Here is a 15,239-nt window from a genome sequence, read left to right as displayed (position 1 = left end):
AGCAACTGATGACTGAATCGCACGATACGCCGATCACCCCCGACGGCGAAGCCCGCCCGCACCGCCGCATCAAGAGCTTCGTGATGCGCGCCGGGCGCATGACCGAAGGCCAGCAGCGCGGCCTGGACCAGGGCGGCCCGCTGTACATCCTGCCGCTGGCCGGCAGCCCGGTGGACTATGACCAGGTGTTCGGCCGTTCGGCGCCGCGCACCCTCGAGATTGGCTTCGGCATGGGCCATTCCCTGCTGGAAATGGCCGCTGCCGCGCCTGAACAGGACTTCATCGGTGTGGAAGTGCACCGCCCGGGTGTGGGCGCGCTGCTCAACGGCGTGCTGACCCAGGGGCTGAAGAACCTGCGGGTGTATGACTGCGATGCCATCGAAGTGCTGAACCGCTGCGTGGCGGACAACAGCCTCGATCGCCTTATGCTGTTCTTCCCCGATCCTTGGCACAAGGCGCGTCACCACAAGCGTCGTATCGTGCAGCTGGAGTTTGCCGAGCTGGTACGTCGCAAGCTCAAGCCCGGTGGCGTGTTCCACATGGCCACGGACTGGGAACCGTATGCTGAATACATGCTGGAAGTGATGAGCGCCGCCCCCGGCTACCGCAACCGTGCGGCCGACGGCACTTACGTGCCACGCCCGGAAGAGCGCCCGATCACCAAGTTCGAACGCCGCGGCGAGCGGCTGGGGCATGGGGTGTGGGACTTGAAGTTCGAGAAGGTGGATTGAACGGCTGAGTCAGCCTATTGATGTGCTAGTGCTTGCAGAAATGCAGGCGAAAAAAACCGCCTTGAGAAAGGCGGTTTTTTTGTGAGCAGCAGGACTGAGTATCCTGCGCTCTGGGGTTTCACTGAAAACTTCACACAGTCAGCTGATCATAGGTACCTTCGAAAACTGGGTCAATGTGCGGAAATATCCGGCATCACGTGTGTCGGCGCGGTTAACAGCCTTGATTGGATGATGCGGGTATTATCGCGTCGCTCCTGTGCGTTGATTCAGTGATGGGCCGGGTAGGAGAAGAATTCTGCTTTCCGGCCCCTTCGACATGGCTTGAGAACCATGCCGGTGACACTCTTCGAAGGGCCATCAACCTGGCCACTTCACTGAAGACTTCACACAGTTTTCGAAGGCATCGAAGTACCGGTTAGATGCTGGAAGATTGGCCCGCCAACACGGAGGCCAAGGCATATGAAGCGTTTGCTTGATGCGCTGAGCCGCGCCTGGAGCTTGTCCGGATCTTGATAGTGCTCAAGACCGTTCGGGACTTGATGCGTGACCACTTCGATGATGCCCGTTAAGGGCTAGTCAGGTGGTAGGGCTGCCCTGGTATCCCGGGGCAGCTTTTAGCCATGCCTACCCTCGGCGATCAGCCACCACGCCAATCAACACCAGCACCACCAGCAACACCGGTGCCAGCGCGTAGTTGTTGAACTGGCTCAGCCCCTTCACCACCCACGGTGTGGCATAGATCAGCGCCGCACCGCTGCCGATCATCACCATCAATGCCATGAACGGCACGCGCAGGGCACCCGCCAGGCCACCCAGGCGTTGCTCGGCCCAGGCTTTGACATCGGTGCCGAACAGCACCAGCAGGCAGCCTACCAAGGCCAGTGAAATCTCCGACAGGTTGCTGCGGCTCCAGCGGGAAACCGTCGCGAGCAGATCAAGTACCAGATCCATGGGTCATCCTTAGGTCAAGAAATACTGCAGCAGGTCATTGAGGAACAACTGGCCCCTTGGCGTGGCCACCAGTCGATCCGGTTCGACCTGCAAAAGGCCCTTTTGTTCGGCGGCGCGGCGTGCCTCGCGCAGTTGTTCCAATGGCAAGCCCGTGCGTTGGGTAAACAGTTCGGCTTCCACGCCATCGGTAAGGCGCAGGGCGTTCATCAGGAACTCGAACGGCAGCTCGTCCACCGGCAAAAGCTTCTCGCCGGCCTTGAACGGCTTGGCCAGGTTCAGGTAGTCCTTGGGCAGGCGGGTCTTCCAGGTGCGCAGGATGCGCCCGTCGGCGAAAGTGAGCTTGCCGTGGGCACCCGCACCGATGCCGATGAAGTCGCCGAAACGCCAGTAGTTGAGGTTGTGCCGGGCGGCGCGGCCTGCCTGCGCATAGGCCGATACCTCGTACTGGCGGTAACCGTGCTCGGCCATCAGCGCCTGGCCGGCTTCCTGGATGTCCCAGAGGATGTCGTCTTCGGGCAGCTCTGGCGGTTGGTTCCAGAATACCGTGTTCGGTTCCACGGTCAGCTGGTACCACGACAGGTGCGTCGGCCCCAGGTCGATGGCCTGGCGCAGGTCGCCCAGCGCATCATCCAGCGACTGGTCGGGCAGGCCGTGCATCAGGTCCATGTTGAAGTTGTCGAAGCCGGCGGCGCGTGCCATGCCGGCGGCAAGCACCGCTTCATCGCCGTTGTGAATGCGCCCCAGCGCCTCCAGCTTGGCCGGTTGGAAGCTCTGCACACCGATGGACAGGCGGTTGATGCCGGTTTGCCGGTAGGCCTTGAACTTGTCCTGCTCGAAGGTGCCTGGGTTGGCTTCCAGGGTAATTTCGATGTCTGGTGCAAACGGGATGCGCTGTTCCACGCCGCGCAGCAAACGGCCAAGGGCGTTGGCGCTGAACAGGCTGGGCGTACCGCCACCGAAAAAGATCGAGCTGATCGGGCGGCCTTGCACGGCGGCCAGTTCCTGGTCGAGGTCGTCCAGCAGTGCTGTGACGTAGGCGTCTTCCGGCAGTTCAGGCCCGGCAGCGTGGGAGTTGAAGTCGCAGTAAGGGCATTTGCGTACGCACCACGGGATGTGGATGTACAGCGCCAGCGGCGGCAGGCTGGTGAAGCGCACCGCGCCGGGAGTGGACAGCGTTGCGATCATGCCAGGCCCAGACGTTGGCGCAGCAGGGCCATGGCACGGGCGCGGTGGCTGAGCTGGTTCTTGTCTGCCGGAGCCAGGTCGGCGCTGGAGCAGCTTCGCTCCGGTACCCAGAACAATGGGTCGTAGCCAAAGCCGTGCTCGCCGCTGGCTTCAAAAAGGATGCTGCCGTGCCACAGTCCTTCGCAGAGGATTGGCAACGGGTCGTCGGCGTGGCGTACCAACGCCAGTACGCAGACGAACTGCGCGCCGCGCTCGGCTTCAGGCACGTCTTTCAACGCTTCGAGCAGCTTGGCGTTGTTCGCCGCGTCACCCTTGCCATCGGCGTAGCGTGCCGAGTAGATGCCCGGCGCGCCGCCGAGGAAGTCCACTGCCAGGCCAGAGTCGTCGGCCAGGGCTGGCAGGCCGGAAATACGGGCGGCATTGCGCGCTTTGAGGATGGCGTTTTCGACGAACGACAGGCCGGTCTCTTCTGGCTCGACCTGGCTGAACTCGCCAATCGAGCGCAGTTGCACGGACTGGCCGAGCATGGCCTGGAGTTCCTTGAGTTTGCCGGCGTTGTGGCTGGCCAATACGAGTTGCTGGAAATTCATCATTCGCCTGGGAACACGTCCTGGTTGAAGCTGAGGGAGTTGCTGATCCCGCCGGTTTCGATGTTCAGGTCGAAGGTGACGGTTTCTGGTTGGTCGATCTTGAATTGGGCGATGTAGTACACCGCGCCTTGTTCGGTAATTTGCTTGAACGACAGCGGGCTGCTGCGCCCCGTCAGGTCTTTGACCGTGCCGCTGACCAACGCCGGGGTGGACTTGTTGGCCTTGAGCACGGCAATGTTGAGCACGCCCTGGTTCTTGCTGCGTACAAGACCAGTCGCTGCGGCCACTTCGGGTGTAAGCATGCTCGACGTGAATGCGCTGTAGTGCACCGTCACGTCGCCAAACACTTCCTTGCGCTCGGGGCGGGCGGCATCGGCAGCCAGTACCGGCAGGGCCAGGCACAGGCTGATCAGGAACAGGGCTAGGCGACGCATGGGGCGATTCCTCCGGTGGGCGTCAGACCGCGAGCTGGTGCTCTTGCAGGCTCGGGCTGCTGACGCGGTAGATGCCGATCTCACCTAGTAGATTAGGCCATAGCCGGCCACCCCACCCGTTGCGGTGCAGGTGGTCGACCGCCAGGCGGTCGAGCACCTTGGCCCGTCGTTCGTGCACCAGTTCTTCGAAGTCGGCGAAGGTGCAGAAGTGGATGTTCGGTGTGTTGTACCAGGTGTACGGCATGAAGTCCGAGACCGGCATGCGGCCTTTGGTCGCCAGGTACCAGCGGCAGCGCCAGTGGCCGAAGTTGGGGAAGGTGATGATGCACTGGCGGCCCACGCGCAGCATCTCGTCGAGGATGCGGTCAGGGTACTCCACGGCCTGCAGGGCCTGGGTCATGATCACCACGTCGAAGCTGTTGCTGGCGAAGTTGCCCAGGCCTTTGTCCAGGTCCTGCTCGATGACGTTGACGCCCTTGGCCACGCAGGCGGCGATGTTGTCGGCGTCGATCTCCAGGCCATAGCCGGTGACCTGCTTGCGGTCACGCAGCGAGGCCAGCAGTTCGCCACTGCCGCAGCCCAGGTCGAGTACCCGGCTGCCGGCGGGGATCCAGTCGTGGATGATTTCCAGATCGGCTCTCATGCTGTCCTCAGATGGCAATGCGGTTCATGTAGTTCGAGAAACCCTGCATGTAGCGAGGTGTGGGGATCAGGAAGGCATCGTGCCCATAAGGCGAGTCGATCTCCAGGTAGCAGACGTTTTTACGCGCGGCCATCAGGGCGTCGACGATCTCGCGTGAACGGGCCGGCGAGAAGCGCCAGTCGGTGGTGAACGACATGATGCAGTAGTCCGCCGTGACATGGGCCAGGGTGGCAGCCAGGTCACCACCCTGGGCGGCGGCTGGGTCGAAATAGTCCAGCGCCTTGGTCATCAGCAGGTAGGTATTGGCGTCGAAACGGCCGGAAAACTCCTCGCCCTGATAGCGCAGGTAGCTTTCGACCTGGAACTCGACGCTGTGGAAGTCGTAGTTGAGCTTGTCGCTTTTCAGCTCACGGCCGAATTTTTCACCCATCGAGTCGTCGGACAGGTAGGTAATGTGGCCGACCATGCGTGCCAGCATCAGGCCGCGCTTGGGGATTACGCCCTGGTCCTGGAACGAACCGCCGTGGAACTCGGGGTCGGTGAGAATGGCCTGACGGGCCACCTCGTTGAAGGCGATGTTCTGTGCCGACAGTTTGGGCGCCGAGGCAATGTCGACGCAATGGCGCACGCGCTCGGGGTAGCTGATGGTCCATTGCAGCGCCTGCATGCCGCCCAGGCTGCCGCCGACCACGGCGGCCCATTGCTGGATGCCCAGACGTTCGCCCAGGCGCACCTGGCTATGCACCCAGTCCTCCACGGTCAGTACCGGGAAATCGGCGCCATAGGGCTTGCCGGTGGCCGGGTTGACACTGCTGGGGCCGGTGCTGCCGTTACAGCCGCCGAGGTTGTTCAGGCTGACCACGAAGAAGCGGTTGGTATCGATTGGCTTGCCGGGGCCGATGCAGCTATCCCACCAGCCCGGCTTGCGGTCGGTGGCGGCATGGTAGCCAGCGGCATGGTGGTGGCCGGAAAGGGCATGGCAGATCAGCACGGCGTTGCTCGCGCTGGCGTTCAGGGTGCCATAGGTCTCGTAGACCAGTTCGTAACTGGCCAGGGAGCGGCCACAGGCCAGGGCCAGCGGTTCATCGAACCGGGCGGTTTGCGGTACTACCAGACCGACGGAATCTACGGGAAAGACAGTGGACATCGACCCTGCTCACGCTTGACGGAGGCGTAAGTCTAAAGAGCGCTACCCCCAGCGGCAAGCAAAGGCTTGCCGCTAGGGGTAAGCAGGGTCAGATCATGCGCCACAGTTCTTGTGGCATGCCAGCGTAGGCGGCCAGCGGGGGCATTACGAACGACTGGATCACCTGGATCGCCAGGAAGGCGAAGATCGGCGAGATGTCCATGCCGCCCAGGTTGGGCACCAGGCGGCGGAACGGTGCCAGTACCGGCTCGCTGATCTGGTAGGCCAACTCGGCCGCCGGATTGTGGCTGTTGGGGGCTACCCAGGACACGATCACCATGACGATCATGGCCACCCAGAAGATCTTCAGGAACAGCGAAGTGATGCCGATGATCGCCCACATCAGCAGGTGCAGGATGTCGCCGAAGGTGCCATAGGTGACCATCAGCACAAAGCCCATCAGCAGCGCCTGGATCACGATTGCCAACAGCAGAGACGAGGTGTCCAGCCCACCGACACTGGGAATGACCCGACGGATCGGCTTGAGCAGCGGCTGGGTGGCACGCACCGCGAACTGGCACAGCGGGTTGTAGAAATTGGCCTTGACCAGTTGCAGCACGAAGCGCAGCAGGACGATCACCAGGTACAGGCTGACCAAGGTTTGCACCACGAAGATCGCGGCGCCGGACAGTGCATTCATCTAAAGCTCCTTATTTGCCCAGTTGTTCGGCCAGTTCGGCGGAGCGCGTGGCTGCAGCTTGCAGCGCCTGCTCGACGATGGCTTCGAAGCCGCTGGCCTGGAACGATTTGATCGCCGCTTCCGTGGTGCCGGCGGGCGAGGTGACGCGGCGGCGCAGTTCGGCGGCATCGACATCGCTGGCAACCGCCATGCGCGCGGCGCCCAGGGCGGTCTGCAAGGTTAGCTGGGAAGCGGTTTCGCGTGGCAGGCCAAGTTTTTCGCCGGCTGCGGTCATGGCCTCGATCAGCAGGAAAAAGTAGGCCGGGCCGCTGCCGGATACGGCGGTAACGGCGTCCAGTTGCTGTTCTTGCTGCAACCACAAGGCGGTGCCCACGGCCGACAGCAGTTGTTCGGCCTGCTGGCGCTGTTCGCCGGACACTTCGGCGGTGGCGTACAGGCCGCTCACGCCCTGGCGCAGCAGTGCGGGGGTATTGGGCATGCAGCGTACCACCGGGCGAGCGCCCACCCAGCTTTGCAGGCTGGCGCAGGTGATGCCGGCAGCGATGGAAACGATCAGTTGGCCATCCCGCAGGTTGGGTTGCAGGGCCTGGCACACGGCCTTCATGACTTGTGGTTTGACCGCCAGCACGATGACGTCGGCGCCCTCGATGGCCTGGGCGTTGTCCTCGAAGGTTTCGATGCCGTGCTCGGCCTGGATACGGCCGCGGGTCTCGGCGCCCGGGTCGCTGGCGCGGATCTGCGAGGCGTCCAGCCCCTGGGCACGCAGACCGCCGATCAGGCTGGCGGCCATGTTGCCGGCGCCGATAAAGGCAATACGTGTCTTGCTCATGTCAGGTCCTTGTGGAAAAGAGTGAGTGAAGCATGGAATCAGGTGTTGCCGTAGTCGCGGGCACCGAACAGGGCGGTGCCGATACGCACCCAGGTCGCACCCTGTGCGATCGCGGCTTCCAGATCGTGGCTCATCCCCATGGACAGGGTGTCCAGATCAAGCCCCAGGTTTTCCTGCAACTGGCGCAAATGGGCGAAGGCAGCCTCCTGGGCGGCGCGGTCGTCGGTGGGCTCGGGGATTGCCATCAGCCCGCGCAAGCGCAGGTTGGGCAGCCCGGCCACGGCCTTGGCCAAGGCCGGCAGGTCTGCGGGGGCGCAGCCAGACTTGCTGTCTTCGCCACTCACGTTCACTTGCAGGCAGAGGTTCAGCGGCGCCAGACCGGCAGGGCGCTGCTCGGACAGGCGTTGGGCAATTTTCAGGCGGTCCACGGAATGTACCCAGTCGAAATGCTCGGCGATGGCCTTGGTCTTGTTCGACTGAATGGGGCCGATGAAGTGCCAGATCAAGGGCAAGTCGCTGAGCTCCTGCTGCTTTGTCAGCGCTTCCTGTAGGTAGTTCTCCCCGAAATCGCGCACGCCTGCGGTGTGGATCTCGCGGATGGCGCTGGCCGGCTTGGTCTTGCTCACGGCCAGCAACTGAACGCTGGCCGGATCGCGCCCGGCTGCCTGGGCGGCGCTGGCGATACGGGCGGAAATCGCGGAAAGGTTGTCTGCTAGGGTGGACATGGACGGATGCCGGCAACTGAAGGGTTTGCGGCATTCTACCTACTTGAAGGCCTTTGGGGAGTCTCATGGACGTGACTGACCTGTTGGCCCGGGCCGTGGATGCGGGGGCTTCGGACCTGCACCTGGCGGCGGGCCAGATACCGATGCTGCGTTTGGATGGCGAGTTGCAGGGGATGGATTTGCCGACCTTGGGGGCGGATGCCTTGATCGATGGCATGGCTGCCGTGCTGGATGACCACCAGCGACGACAGTGGGCCCATGGCGATGAACTGGATCTGGCGCTGGAGTTACCTGCCCTTGGGCGTTTTCGGCTGAACCTGTTTCGCCAATTGAATGGCCCAGCTGTCACTTTTCGGTTGATTCAGGGGCGAATTGCCACGCTGGATGAGCTTGATCTGGCAGATGTGTTTCAAGCTGTTGCCCAATGCCGTGATGGCTTGATCCTGGTGGGCGGGCCGACCGGCAGTGGCAAGTCCAGCACCCTGGCGACGCTGGTTGATCAACTGAATCGCGAGCGGGCGCTGCACATCATTACCCTGGAGGACCCTGTCGAAGTTATCCACGGCAGCCAGCGCAGCCTGGTCAATCAGCGTGAGGTGGGGCGTCATAGCCACAGCTTTGCTCAGGGGCTACGCAGTGCGCTGCGCCAGGACCCGGATGTGATCATGATCGGTGAGTTGCGTGACCTGGAAACCATTCGCCTGGCCCTGCGCGCGGCCGAAACCGGGCATCTGGTGCTGGCAACCGTGCATGCACGTTCGGCGGCCAGCAGTATCGACAGGTTGGTGGAGGTATTCGCTGCCGAGGAAAAGCCGTTGGTGCGGGCGATGTTGGCCGAGTCACTGCGCCTGGTGGTCGCGCAGGTGCTGGTCAGGCGTGTGGGCGGTGGACGGGTGGCGGCTCGGGAAGTGCTGGTGGCGACGCCGGCGGTGCGCAATCTGGTTCGGGAGGGGCGGATGGCGCAGTTGTGTTCGGTGATGCAGGCGGGAGGGGTGGAGGGGATGCGGACGATGGAGGGGGCGATGCGGGGGTTGAAAGAGAAGGGGCTGATCAACGACCTGTAGTGTTTACACCGGCCCTTTCGCGGGCAAGCCCACTCCCACAGGGTCAGCACAGATTTTGAGGGCTGTGTCATCGCTGTGGGAGCGGGCTGGCCCGCGAAGAGGCTGGCCTGCTTAACGCTTGGCCAGGCTCAGCTGCTGCTGTTCCTTCGGCAGTACTCGCTTGGCCACGACGTAATGCTTCTGCCAGTACGGCTTGCTCAGGGTGTCGATGCTCACCCGCTTGCCGCGCCGTGGGGCGTGGATGAAGCGGTCGTTGCCCAGGTAAATGGCAACATGGTTCACCCGGCGGCTCTTGATGTTGAAGAAAATCAGGTCGCCAGGCTTCAGGTCATCCTTGGCCACCTTCACGCCGTGGCCCTGGGCCATGGCATTGGAGGTGCGCGGCAGGTCGACATCGGCGACGTCGTTGAAGGCGTACTTGACCAGCCCGCTGCAGTCGAAGCCTTTTTTCGGGCTGCTGCCGCCCCAAACATAGGGGGTACCGAGCACATTCACCGCACGGCTGAGCACATCGCTGCTTTGCTTCGGCGACATGGCGGCAACCTGCACGCCGCGGCTGCTGGCGGCATTGCTTGGGCGAGCGCGCAGTGTGGTTTGCTTGACCGGTGCGTGTTTCACCGAGGCGTTGGTGGTGTAGCCGGTGAAACCATTGGGAAGACGTTGCTCACGATTGGTGGCGTGGGCGGCCAGGGGCAATAATAGGCAGAGGGTCAGCCATGTCTTGATCAAAGGCGGCATAGATGAAGCTCTTATGAATAGTTATGTGTTGGGCGCGCAACTTTATAACAGCTTTTTGATCAATCTTTGATCCGTTGGTCGATTGCCCAGGTGCCGTACGTCGGCCTGCGACGAGAAAGTCACATTTTTTTTTAGAAAATTTTCGGATAACCCAAAGGGGCTATGAATGAACAGTTATCAACAGGGGGCGCCCTTTCACGACACCCACAGCAAAACCATTGGCTACTTGCTGTGGATTTTCGGCTTCACCGGGTCCCATCGTTTCTACTATGGCAAGCCGATTACGGGGACCCTTTGGTTCTTCACCTTCGGCCTGCTGGGAATCGGTTGGCTGATCGACCTGTTTCTGATCCCGTCCATGGACCGTGAGGCTGACCTGAGGTTCCAGTCGGGGCGTATCGACTACAACATCGCCTGGGTTCTGCTGACCTTCCTGGGGGTGTTCGGCCTGCATCGCCTGTATCAGGGTAAATGGATCACCGCGATCATCTACTTCTTTACCGGCGGGTTGTTCCTGGTGGGGGTGCTGTATGACTTCTGGACGCTGAACAGCCAGGTTTCCGAGCGGAATGCGGGGCGGGGATGAGGTAGGCGGGGGCTGCAACGCAGCCCCCAACCAAGGCTTACTGGCGGGTCTGGCGCTGTTGCAGCAACAGGTTGCTGAACCCAGCCCCGGCCAGCTGCTTCTGTGCGCCGGTCAACTGCTCACGGTTGCTGAACGGCCCGACCAGCACGCGGTACCAGGTTTCGTCCTTGACCGTACCTGACTCCACCTTTACCGCCTGGCCCAGCAGAATGATCTGTGCGCGCACCTTGTCGGCATCGGCCTGCTTGCGGAACGAGCCCGCCTGCAGGAAGTACTGGGTGGTCGCTGCCGGCTTGATCACCGGTGGTGGCGGTGGCGGGGTCTGACCGAGCAAGGCTGCCTGTGCACGAGCGGTGTCTATCTTCGCCGCTTCGGCCGGGGTCACCGGGGTTACCGGCTGTGCCGGGACCGGAGGCGTCTTCTCTGGCACGGCCTCTGGCGGCACGATTACCTCGGACTCCGGCAGCAGGGTGTAGAAGTCATACTTCGGCTTCACCGGCTGCTGCGGGGTGGCCTGCGCGGGCTTGCTGGCCTCGGCCACCTTCTCCGGCTTCTGCTGCTCGGGTTTGGCGCGCTTGATGTCGTCGCCACCGGGTTCGAGCTTCATCAAGAACACGATGAACGCGCCTACGGTCAGGCCGACTGCCAGCCATACCCAGCCGGGGATCGGCTGTTTGGCCGGCGCCGTCTGACGGCTGGCGCCGCGCTTTGGGGCAGGTTTTTTCTTGGCAGCCAACTTACATGCGCTCCAGGGTTTCCAGGCCGAGCAGTTCCAGACCTTGTTTGAGGGTACGGCCGGTCAGGGCGGCCAGGCGCAGGCGGCTCTGCTGCTGTTCCAGGGTTTCGGCGGCGAGGATCGGGCAGTTCTCGTAGAAGCTGGAGAACAAGCCGGCCAAGTCGTACAGGTAGCTGCACAGCACGTGCGGCGTGCCTTTGTCGGCGACGTTGTTGAGGATTTCGCCAAACTGCGCCAAGCGTGCGGCCAGGTCCTGCTCGTGGGCCGCCTGCAATACGATGTTGCCTTCAACTTCGTCAAAGCCCTTGCCCAGCTTGCGGAACACGCCGGCTACGCGGGTGTAGGCATACAGCAGGTAAGGCGCGGTGTTGCCTTCGAAGTTGAGCATCAGCTCGAAGTTGAAGCTGTAGTCGCTGGTGCGGTGCTTGGACAGGTCGGCGTATTTCACCGCGCCAATGCCCACCACTTCGCCGATGTGGCGCAGTTCGGCTTCGGTCAGGCTCGGGTTCTTTTCCTTGACCAGCGCGTAGGCGCGCTCCTTGGCCTCGGTGAGCAAGTCGATCAGCTTTACGGTGCCGCCGTCACGGGTCTTGAACGGGCGGCCGTCAGCGCCGTTCATGGTGCCGAAACCCATGTGCTCCATTTGCATCGGGTGGCCGACAAAGCCTGCGCGGCGTGCCACTTCGAACACCTGGTTGAAGTGCAGGGCCTGGCGCTGGTCGACGAAGTACAGGGCACGGTCAGCGTTGAGCACGTTGCTGCGGTAGCGCACGGCGGCCAGGTCGGTGGTGGCGTACAGGTAGCCGCCGTCGGCTTTTTGCACGATCACCGGCAGTGGCTCGCCTTCGCTGTTCTTGAATTCTTCGAGGAACACGCACTGGGCGCCTTGGCTTTCGACCAGCAGGCCCTTGGCCTTGAGGTCGGCCACCACGTTGGCCAGGTCGTCGTTGTACGCGCTTTCGCCCATCACGTCGGCCATGGTCAGCTTGACGTTGAGCAGCTCGTAGGTCTTCTGGCAGTGCGACAGCGAGATGTCCTTGAAGCGTGTCCACAGGGCCAGGCACTCGGGGTCGCCGGCCTGCAGCTTGACCACCAGGCCACGGGCGCGAGTGGCGAACTCTTCCGATTCGTCGAAGCGTTTCTTCGCCGCCCGGTAGAAGTTTTCCAGGTCTGACAGCTCGTCACTGGTGATCGGGTTTTCCTGCAGGTAGGCCATCAGCATGCCGAACTGGGTGCCCCAGTCGCCGACGTGGTTCTGGCGAATGACGTTGTCACCCAGGAATTCCAGCACGCGCGCGACGCTGTCACCGATGATGGTCGAGCGCAGGTGGCCGACGTGCATTTCTTTGGCCAGGTTCGGCGCCGACATGTCGATGACGACCTTTTCGCTCGGGCCAGCTTTGCGCACGCCCAGGCGGGCGTCGGCCAGGGCGGCATCCAGGCGGTTGGCCAAAGCGTCGGTGTTCTGGAAGAAGTTCAGGAAGCCGGGGCCGGCGATCTCAACCTTGCTGATGTCGGCGCTGGCCGGCAGGGCATTGATCAGTTTCTCGGCCAGGTCGCGCGGCTTCATGCCAGCCGGCTTGGCCAGCATCATGGCGATGTTGCTGGCGAAGTCGCCGTGGGTCTTGTCCCGGGCGTTTTCCACCTGGATCGCCGGCGACAGCCCTTCAGGCAGCACACCGTCGTTGACGAGTTGGGTGAGGGCTTGCTGGATCAGCTGGCGAATGGTGTCTTTCATGGGGATCTCTTTTCGACCGCAAGCGCGGTGAGCGCCTGGATGCGCAGGTGGAAAAACTGGGCATTATCCGTTGCTGGAAGCGGGTTGCCAACCTTTGGGGCTGCAAAGCAGCGCCAGAGGTCAGTACAGGTCGACCGGGTCGACGTCCAGCGACCAACGCACCTGGCGCCCGCTCGGCATTTGCTCCAACACTAGCAACCAGGCGCTGATCAGTCGATGCAAAGGCGCCCGGGTATTGGCCTGTATCAACAGTTGCGCGCGGTAGCGCCCGGCGCGGCGTTCCATGGGCGCCGGCACCGGGCCCAGCAGCTCTATGCCTGGCAGGCGCTGTTCGGCCACCAGGCGCTCGGCGGCGGCGCAGGCTTCGTCGAGGAAACCTTCGGCCTGCCCCGGCTTGTGCGCTTCGGCACGCAGCAGGGCCAGGTGGGAGTAAGGTGGCAGCCCGGCGGCGCGGCGTTCATCCAGGGCCTGTTCGGCAAAGGCAAAGTAGCCCTGCTCGGTCAACTGCACCAGCAGCGGGTGGTCGGCCAGGTGGGTCTGGATGATGACCTTGCCGGGCTCTTCGGCCCGCCCGGCCCGTCCGGCTACCTGTACGATCAGCTGCGCCATGCGCTCGCTGGCGCGAAAATCACCCGAGAACAGCCCGCCATCGGCATCGAGGATGGCCACCAGGGTCACCCGGGGGAAGTGGTGGCCCTTGGCGAGCATCTGCGTGCCGACAAGGATGCTCGGCTGGCCGCGCTGAATGGTATTGAACAGGTTGTGCATGGCGTCCTTGCGCGCCGTGCTGTCGCGGTCCACGCGCAGGATCGGGTAGTCCGGGAACAGCACCTTCAGGCGTTCTTCGGCACGCTCGGTACCCGCGCCGACCGGGCGCAGGTCGACGTGATTGCACTGCGGGCACTGGTGCGGCAGGCGTTCGTCATAGCCGCAGTGGTGGCAGCGCAGCACGCCAGAGCGCTGATGCACGGTCATGCGCGCATCACAGCGCGGGCACTCGGACAGCCAGCCACAATCGTGGCACAGCAGGGTCGGGGCGAAGCCGCGGCGGTTAAGGAACACCAGCACTTGTTGGCCGGCCTCCAGGGTCTGGCGGATGGCTTGTTGCAACGGGCCGCTGATGCCACTGTCCAGCGGCAAGCTCTTTACATCCAGGCGCAGCATGCGCGGCGGGCGGGCTCCGCCAGCGCGCTGGTTCATGCGCAGCAGGTGGTAGCGGCCGGTTAGGGCGTTGTGCAAGGTTTCCAGCGACGGCGTGGCAGAACCGAGCAGGATCGGGATGTTCTCCTGGTGGGCGCGTACCATTGCCAGGTCTCTGGCGTGGTAGCGCAGCCCTTCCTGCTGTTTATAGGAGCCGTCGTGCTCTTCGTCGATGATGATCAGGCCGGGGTTTTTCATCGGCGTGAACAGTGCCGAGCGGGTGCCGATGATGATGTCGGCCTCGCCGTCGCGAGCGGCCAGCCAGGCGTCCAGGCGCTCGCGGTCGTTGACCGCCGAATGCAGCAGGGCGATGCGGGCATTGAAGCGTTGTTCGAAGCGCGCCAGGGTCTGTGGGCCGAGGTTGATCTCCGGGATCAGCACCAGTGCCTGCTTGCCGGCCTCCAGCGTCTCGCGGATCAGTTGCAGGTAGACCTCGGTCTTGCCGCTGCCGGTGACGCCGGCCAGCAGGAACGCGCCGAAGCCGTCAAAGCCTTCTCGCACGGCGTCGAAGGCATTGCGTTGCTCTTCGTTGAGCGGGAGTTCCGGCTGTGCCAGCCAGTGCTCATGGCGTAGCGCCGGCAGGTGCCGGCGCACCTCGATCTGAACCAGCTCCTTGGCCAGCAGCAAGTCGAGGCTGTCCTTGTTCAGGTTGAGCTTGGTCAGCAGGCTGTGGGCCACGCCGTGCGGGTGCTGGGCCAGGGTCTTCAGGGCGTCGCGCTGGCGCGGCGCGCGGGCGATGCGCGGGTCTTCCAGGCGGGCGCCGGGGGCAATGTGCCAGAAGCGTTCCTGGCGCATTTCAGCGGGTTCGCCCTGGCGCAGCAGCGTGGGCAAGGCCCAGCTCAGGGTGTCGCCCAGGCTGTGCTGGTAGTACTGGGCTGTCCATAAGCAGAACTTGAACAGCGACGCCGGGATGGGGGACACCGGGTCGAGCAAGGCGCTGGCCGGCTTGAGTTTGTCGGCGGGTACTTCACTCTGCGTGCACACCTCCACCAACACGCCGATCATTTCGCGGCGACCGAAGGGCACGCGAATGCGCATGCCCGGGGTCAAGGTCTGGCGTGCCATGCTCGCCGGCGCCTTGTAGTCGAACAGGCGACGCAGCGGGGAGGGCAGGGCAAGGCGCAGGATGACGTCGGACACGCAAAAAGTCTCGGAGGGCGTTACAAGAACTGGCGAGCCTAGCAGACGACGGTCGGTGCAAGCGACATCTTGCGCTGACGGTGTGCTCTGGTATTATTCGCCGCCTAATTACGTGCGGTATTC

The 15,239-nt window shown here is 63.2% G+C and carries 16 protein-coding genes; 3 read left to right on the top strand and 13 right to left on the bottom strand.

The window, feature by feature from the left end; translation table 11 throughout:
* The first annotated feature begins 8 nt into the window (after positions 1 to 8).
* On the top strand, positions 9 to 731 hold the full coding sequence (trmB, locus tag APH35_RS06305) for a tRNA (guanosine(46)-N7)-methyltransferase TrmB (RefSeq protein WP_060514430.1): 723 nt from the start codon (positions 9 to 11) through the stop codon (positions 729 to 731).
* Positions 732 to 1,355: 624 nt separating this feature from the next.
* Here the strand turns inward: trmB and APH35_RS06300 are convergent.
* From APH35_RS06300 to APH35_RS06260, 9 genes are all read right to left on the bottom strand, one after another.
* A complete protein-coding gene (locus tag APH35_RS06300) occupies positions 1,356 to 1,682 on the bottom strand; it encodes a DUF3392 domain-containing protein (protein WP_003249095.1) in 327 nt (108 codons plus the stop codon).
* A 9-nt stretch (positions 1,683 to 1,691) separates the two neighbouring features.
* Positions 1,692 to 2,867 (bottom strand): radical SAM family heme chaperone HemW, encoded by a 1,176-nt coding sequence (gene hemW, locus APH35_RS06295; RefSeq protein WP_060514429.1) that lies wholly within the window; start codon positions 2,865 to 2,867, stop codon positions 1,692 to 1,694.
* Positions 2,864 to 3,460: an RdgB/HAM1 family non-canonical purine NTP pyrophosphatase gene (gene rdgB / locus APH35_RS06290; protein WP_012274652.1), complete on the bottom strand. Its 597-nt coding sequence runs from the start codon at positions 3,458 to 3,460 to the stop codon at positions 2,864 to 2,866. Before rdgB ends, hemW begins: the two co-directional genes overlap by 4 nt.
* A complete protein-coding gene (locus APH35_RS06285; RefSeq protein ID WP_012274651.1) occupies positions 3,457 to 3,891 on the bottom strand; it encodes a DUF4426 domain-containing protein in 435 nt (144 codons plus the stop codon). Before APH35_RS06285 ends, rdgB begins: the two co-directional genes overlap by 4 nt.
* Before the next feature lie 22 nt (positions 3,892 to 3,913).
* Positions 3,914 to 4,534 (bottom strand): methionine biosynthesis protein MetW, encoded by a 621-nt coding sequence (gene metW / locus APH35_RS06280; protein ID WP_012274650.1) that lies wholly within the window; start codon positions 4,532 to 4,534, stop codon positions 3,914 to 3,916.
* Between the two features lie 7 nt (positions 4,535 to 4,541).
* Complete coding sequence (metX, locus tag APH35_RS06275; protein WP_012274649.1) at positions 4,542 to 5,681, bottom strand: homoserine O-succinyltransferase MetX; 1,140 nt, start codon at positions 5,679 to 5,681, stop codon at positions 4,542 to 4,544.
* An 88-nt stretch (positions 5,682 to 5,769) separates the two neighbouring features.
* Positions 5,770 to 6,360: a YggT family protein gene (locus tag APH35_RS06270; protein WP_012274648.1), complete on the bottom strand. Its 591-nt coding sequence runs from the start codon at positions 6,358 to 6,360 to the stop codon at positions 5,770 to 5,772.
* Between the two features lie 10 nt (positions 6,361 to 6,370).
* Positions 6,371 to 7,189, bottom strand: coding sequence for a pyrroline-5-carboxylate reductase (proC, locus tag APH35_RS06265; RefSeq protein ID WP_060492999.1), 819 nt, complete (start codon positions 7,187 to 7,189; stop codon positions 6,371 to 6,373).
* A gap of 38 nt (positions 7,190 to 7,227) precedes the next feature.
* On the bottom strand, positions 7,228 to 7,914 hold the full coding sequence (locus tag APH35_RS06260) for a YggS family pyridoxal phosphate-dependent enzyme (RefSeq protein ID WP_012274646.1): 687 nt from the start codon (positions 7,912 to 7,914) through the stop codon (positions 7,228 to 7,230).
* 65 nt (positions 7,915 to 7,979) lie between these two features.
* On the opposite strand from APH35_RS06260, the gene APH35_RS06255 reads away from it, so the two are divergent.
* The gene (locus APH35_RS06255; protein WP_060493000.1) at positions 7,980 to 8,978 is read left to right on the top strand and encodes a type IV pilus twitching motility protein PilT; all 999 of its coding nucleotides are present in this window, start codon (positions 7,980 to 7,982) and stop codon (positions 8,976 to 8,978) included.
* 111 nt (positions 8,979 to 9,089) lie between these two features.
* Here the strand turns inward: APH35_RS06255 and APH35_RS06250 are convergent, their stop codons facing one another.
* Positions 9,090 to 9,716, bottom strand: coding sequence for a C40 family peptidase (locus tag APH35_RS06250; RefSeq protein ID WP_060514428.1), 627 nt, complete (start codon positions 9,714 to 9,716; stop codon positions 9,090 to 9,092).
* Positions 9,717 to 9,882: 166 nt separating this feature from the next.
* Between APH35_RS06250 and APH35_RS06245 the strand changes: the two genes are divergently transcribed.
* Positions 9,883 to 10,302 (top strand): NINE protein, encoded by a 420-nt coding sequence (locus tag APH35_RS06245; protein ID WP_012274643.1) that lies wholly within the window; start codon positions 9,883 to 9,885, stop codon positions 10,300 to 10,302.
* Between the two features lie 37 nt (positions 10,303 to 10,339).
* Here the strand turns inward: APH35_RS06245 and APH35_RS06240 are convergent, their stop codons facing one another.
* The 3 genes from APH35_RS06240 to APH35_RS06230 all read right to left on the bottom strand — a co-directional run bounded on the left by APH35_RS06240 (position 10,340) and on the right by APH35_RS06230 (position 15,116).
* Positions 10,340 to 11,038 (bottom strand): SPOR domain-containing protein, encoded by a 699-nt coding sequence (locus APH35_RS06240; protein ID WP_012274642.1) that lies wholly within the window; start codon positions 11,036 to 11,038, stop codon positions 10,340 to 10,342.
* A gap of 1 nt (position 11,039) precedes the next feature.
* Positions 11,040 to 12,776 (bottom strand): arginine--tRNA ligase, encoded by a 1,737-nt coding sequence (gene argS, locus APH35_RS06235; protein WP_012274641.1) that lies wholly within the window; start codon positions 12,774 to 12,776, stop codon positions 11,040 to 11,042.
* A 120-nt stretch (positions 12,777 to 12,896) separates the two neighbouring features.
* Positions 12,897 to 15,116 (bottom strand): primosomal protein N', encoded by a 2,220-nt coding sequence (locus tag APH35_RS06230; protein WP_060493001.1) that lies wholly within the window; start codon positions 15,114 to 15,116, stop codon positions 12,897 to 12,899.
* Positions 15,117 to 15,239 lie beyond the last annotated feature (123 nt).

The sequence above is a fragment of the Pseudomonas sp. NBRC 111132 genome (assembly GCF_001320565.1).
Classification (GTDB): domain Bacteria; phylum Pseudomonadota; class Gammaproteobacteria; order Pseudomonadales; family Pseudomonadaceae; genus Aquipseudomonas; species Aquipseudomonas putida_P.
Note: the sequence above shows the minus strand (reverse complement) of the source record. Positions and strands in the feature narration are given on the sequence as shown.

What these genes read in the sequence shown, in the direction of transcription:
- APH35_RS06245 (WP_012274643.1), top strand. Translation starts at nt 9,883, where the DNA reads ATGAACAGTTATCAACAGGGGGCGCCCTTTCACGACACCCACAGCAAA.
- argS (WP_012274641.1), bottom strand. Translation starts at nt 12,776, where the DNA reads ATGAAAGACACCATTCGCCAGCTGATCCAGCAAGCCCTCACCCAACTC.
- APH35_RS06300 (WP_003249095.1), bottom strand. Translation starts at nt 1,682, where the DNA reads ATGGATCTGGTACTTGATCTGCTCGCGACGGTTTCCCGCTGGAGCCGC.
- proC (WP_060492999.1), bottom strand. Translation starts at nt 7,189, where the DNA reads ATGAGCAAGACACGTATTGCCTTTATCGGCGCCGGCAACATGGCCGCC.
- hemW (WP_060514429.1), bottom strand. Translation starts at nt 2,867, where the DNA reads ATGATCGCAACGCTGTCCACTCCCGGCGCGGTGCGCTTCACCAGCCTG.
- metX (WP_012274649.1), bottom strand. Translation starts at nt 5,681, where the DNA reads ATGTCCACTGTCTTTCCCGTAGATTCCGTCGGTCTGGTAGTACCGCAA.
- APH35_RS06270 (WP_012274648.1), bottom strand. Translation starts at nt 6,360, where the DNA reads ATGAATGCACTGTCCGGCGCCGCGATCTTCGTGGTGCAAACCTTGGTC.
- APH35_RS06285 (WP_012274651.1), bottom strand. Translation starts at nt 3,891, where the DNA reads ATGCGTCGCCTAGCCCTGTTCCTGATCAGCCTGTGCCTGGCCCTGCCG.
- trmB (WP_060514430.1), top strand. Translation starts at nt 9, where the DNA reads ATGACTGAATCGCACGATACGCCGATCACCCCCGACGGCGAAGCCCGC.
- APH35_RS06260 (WP_012274646.1), bottom strand. Translation starts at nt 7,914, where the DNA reads ATGTCCACCCTAGCAGACAACCTTTCCGCGATTTCCGCCCGTATCGCC.
- APH35_RS06255 (WP_060493000.1), top strand. Translation starts at nt 7,980, where the DNA reads ATGGACGTGACTGACCTGTTGGCCCGGGCCGTGGATGCGGGGGCTTCG.
- APH35_RS06250 (WP_060514428.1), bottom strand. Translation starts at nt 9,716, where the DNA reads ATGCCGCCTTTGATCAAGACATGGCTGACCCTCTGCCTATTATTGCCC.
- metW (WP_012274650.1), bottom strand. Translation starts at nt 4,534, where the DNA reads ATGAGAGCCGATCTGGAAATCATCCACGACTGGATCCCCGCCGGCAGC.
- rdgB (WP_012274652.1), bottom strand. Translation starts at nt 3,460, where the DNA reads ATGATGAATTTCCAGCAACTCGTATTGGCCAGCCACAACGCCGGCAAA.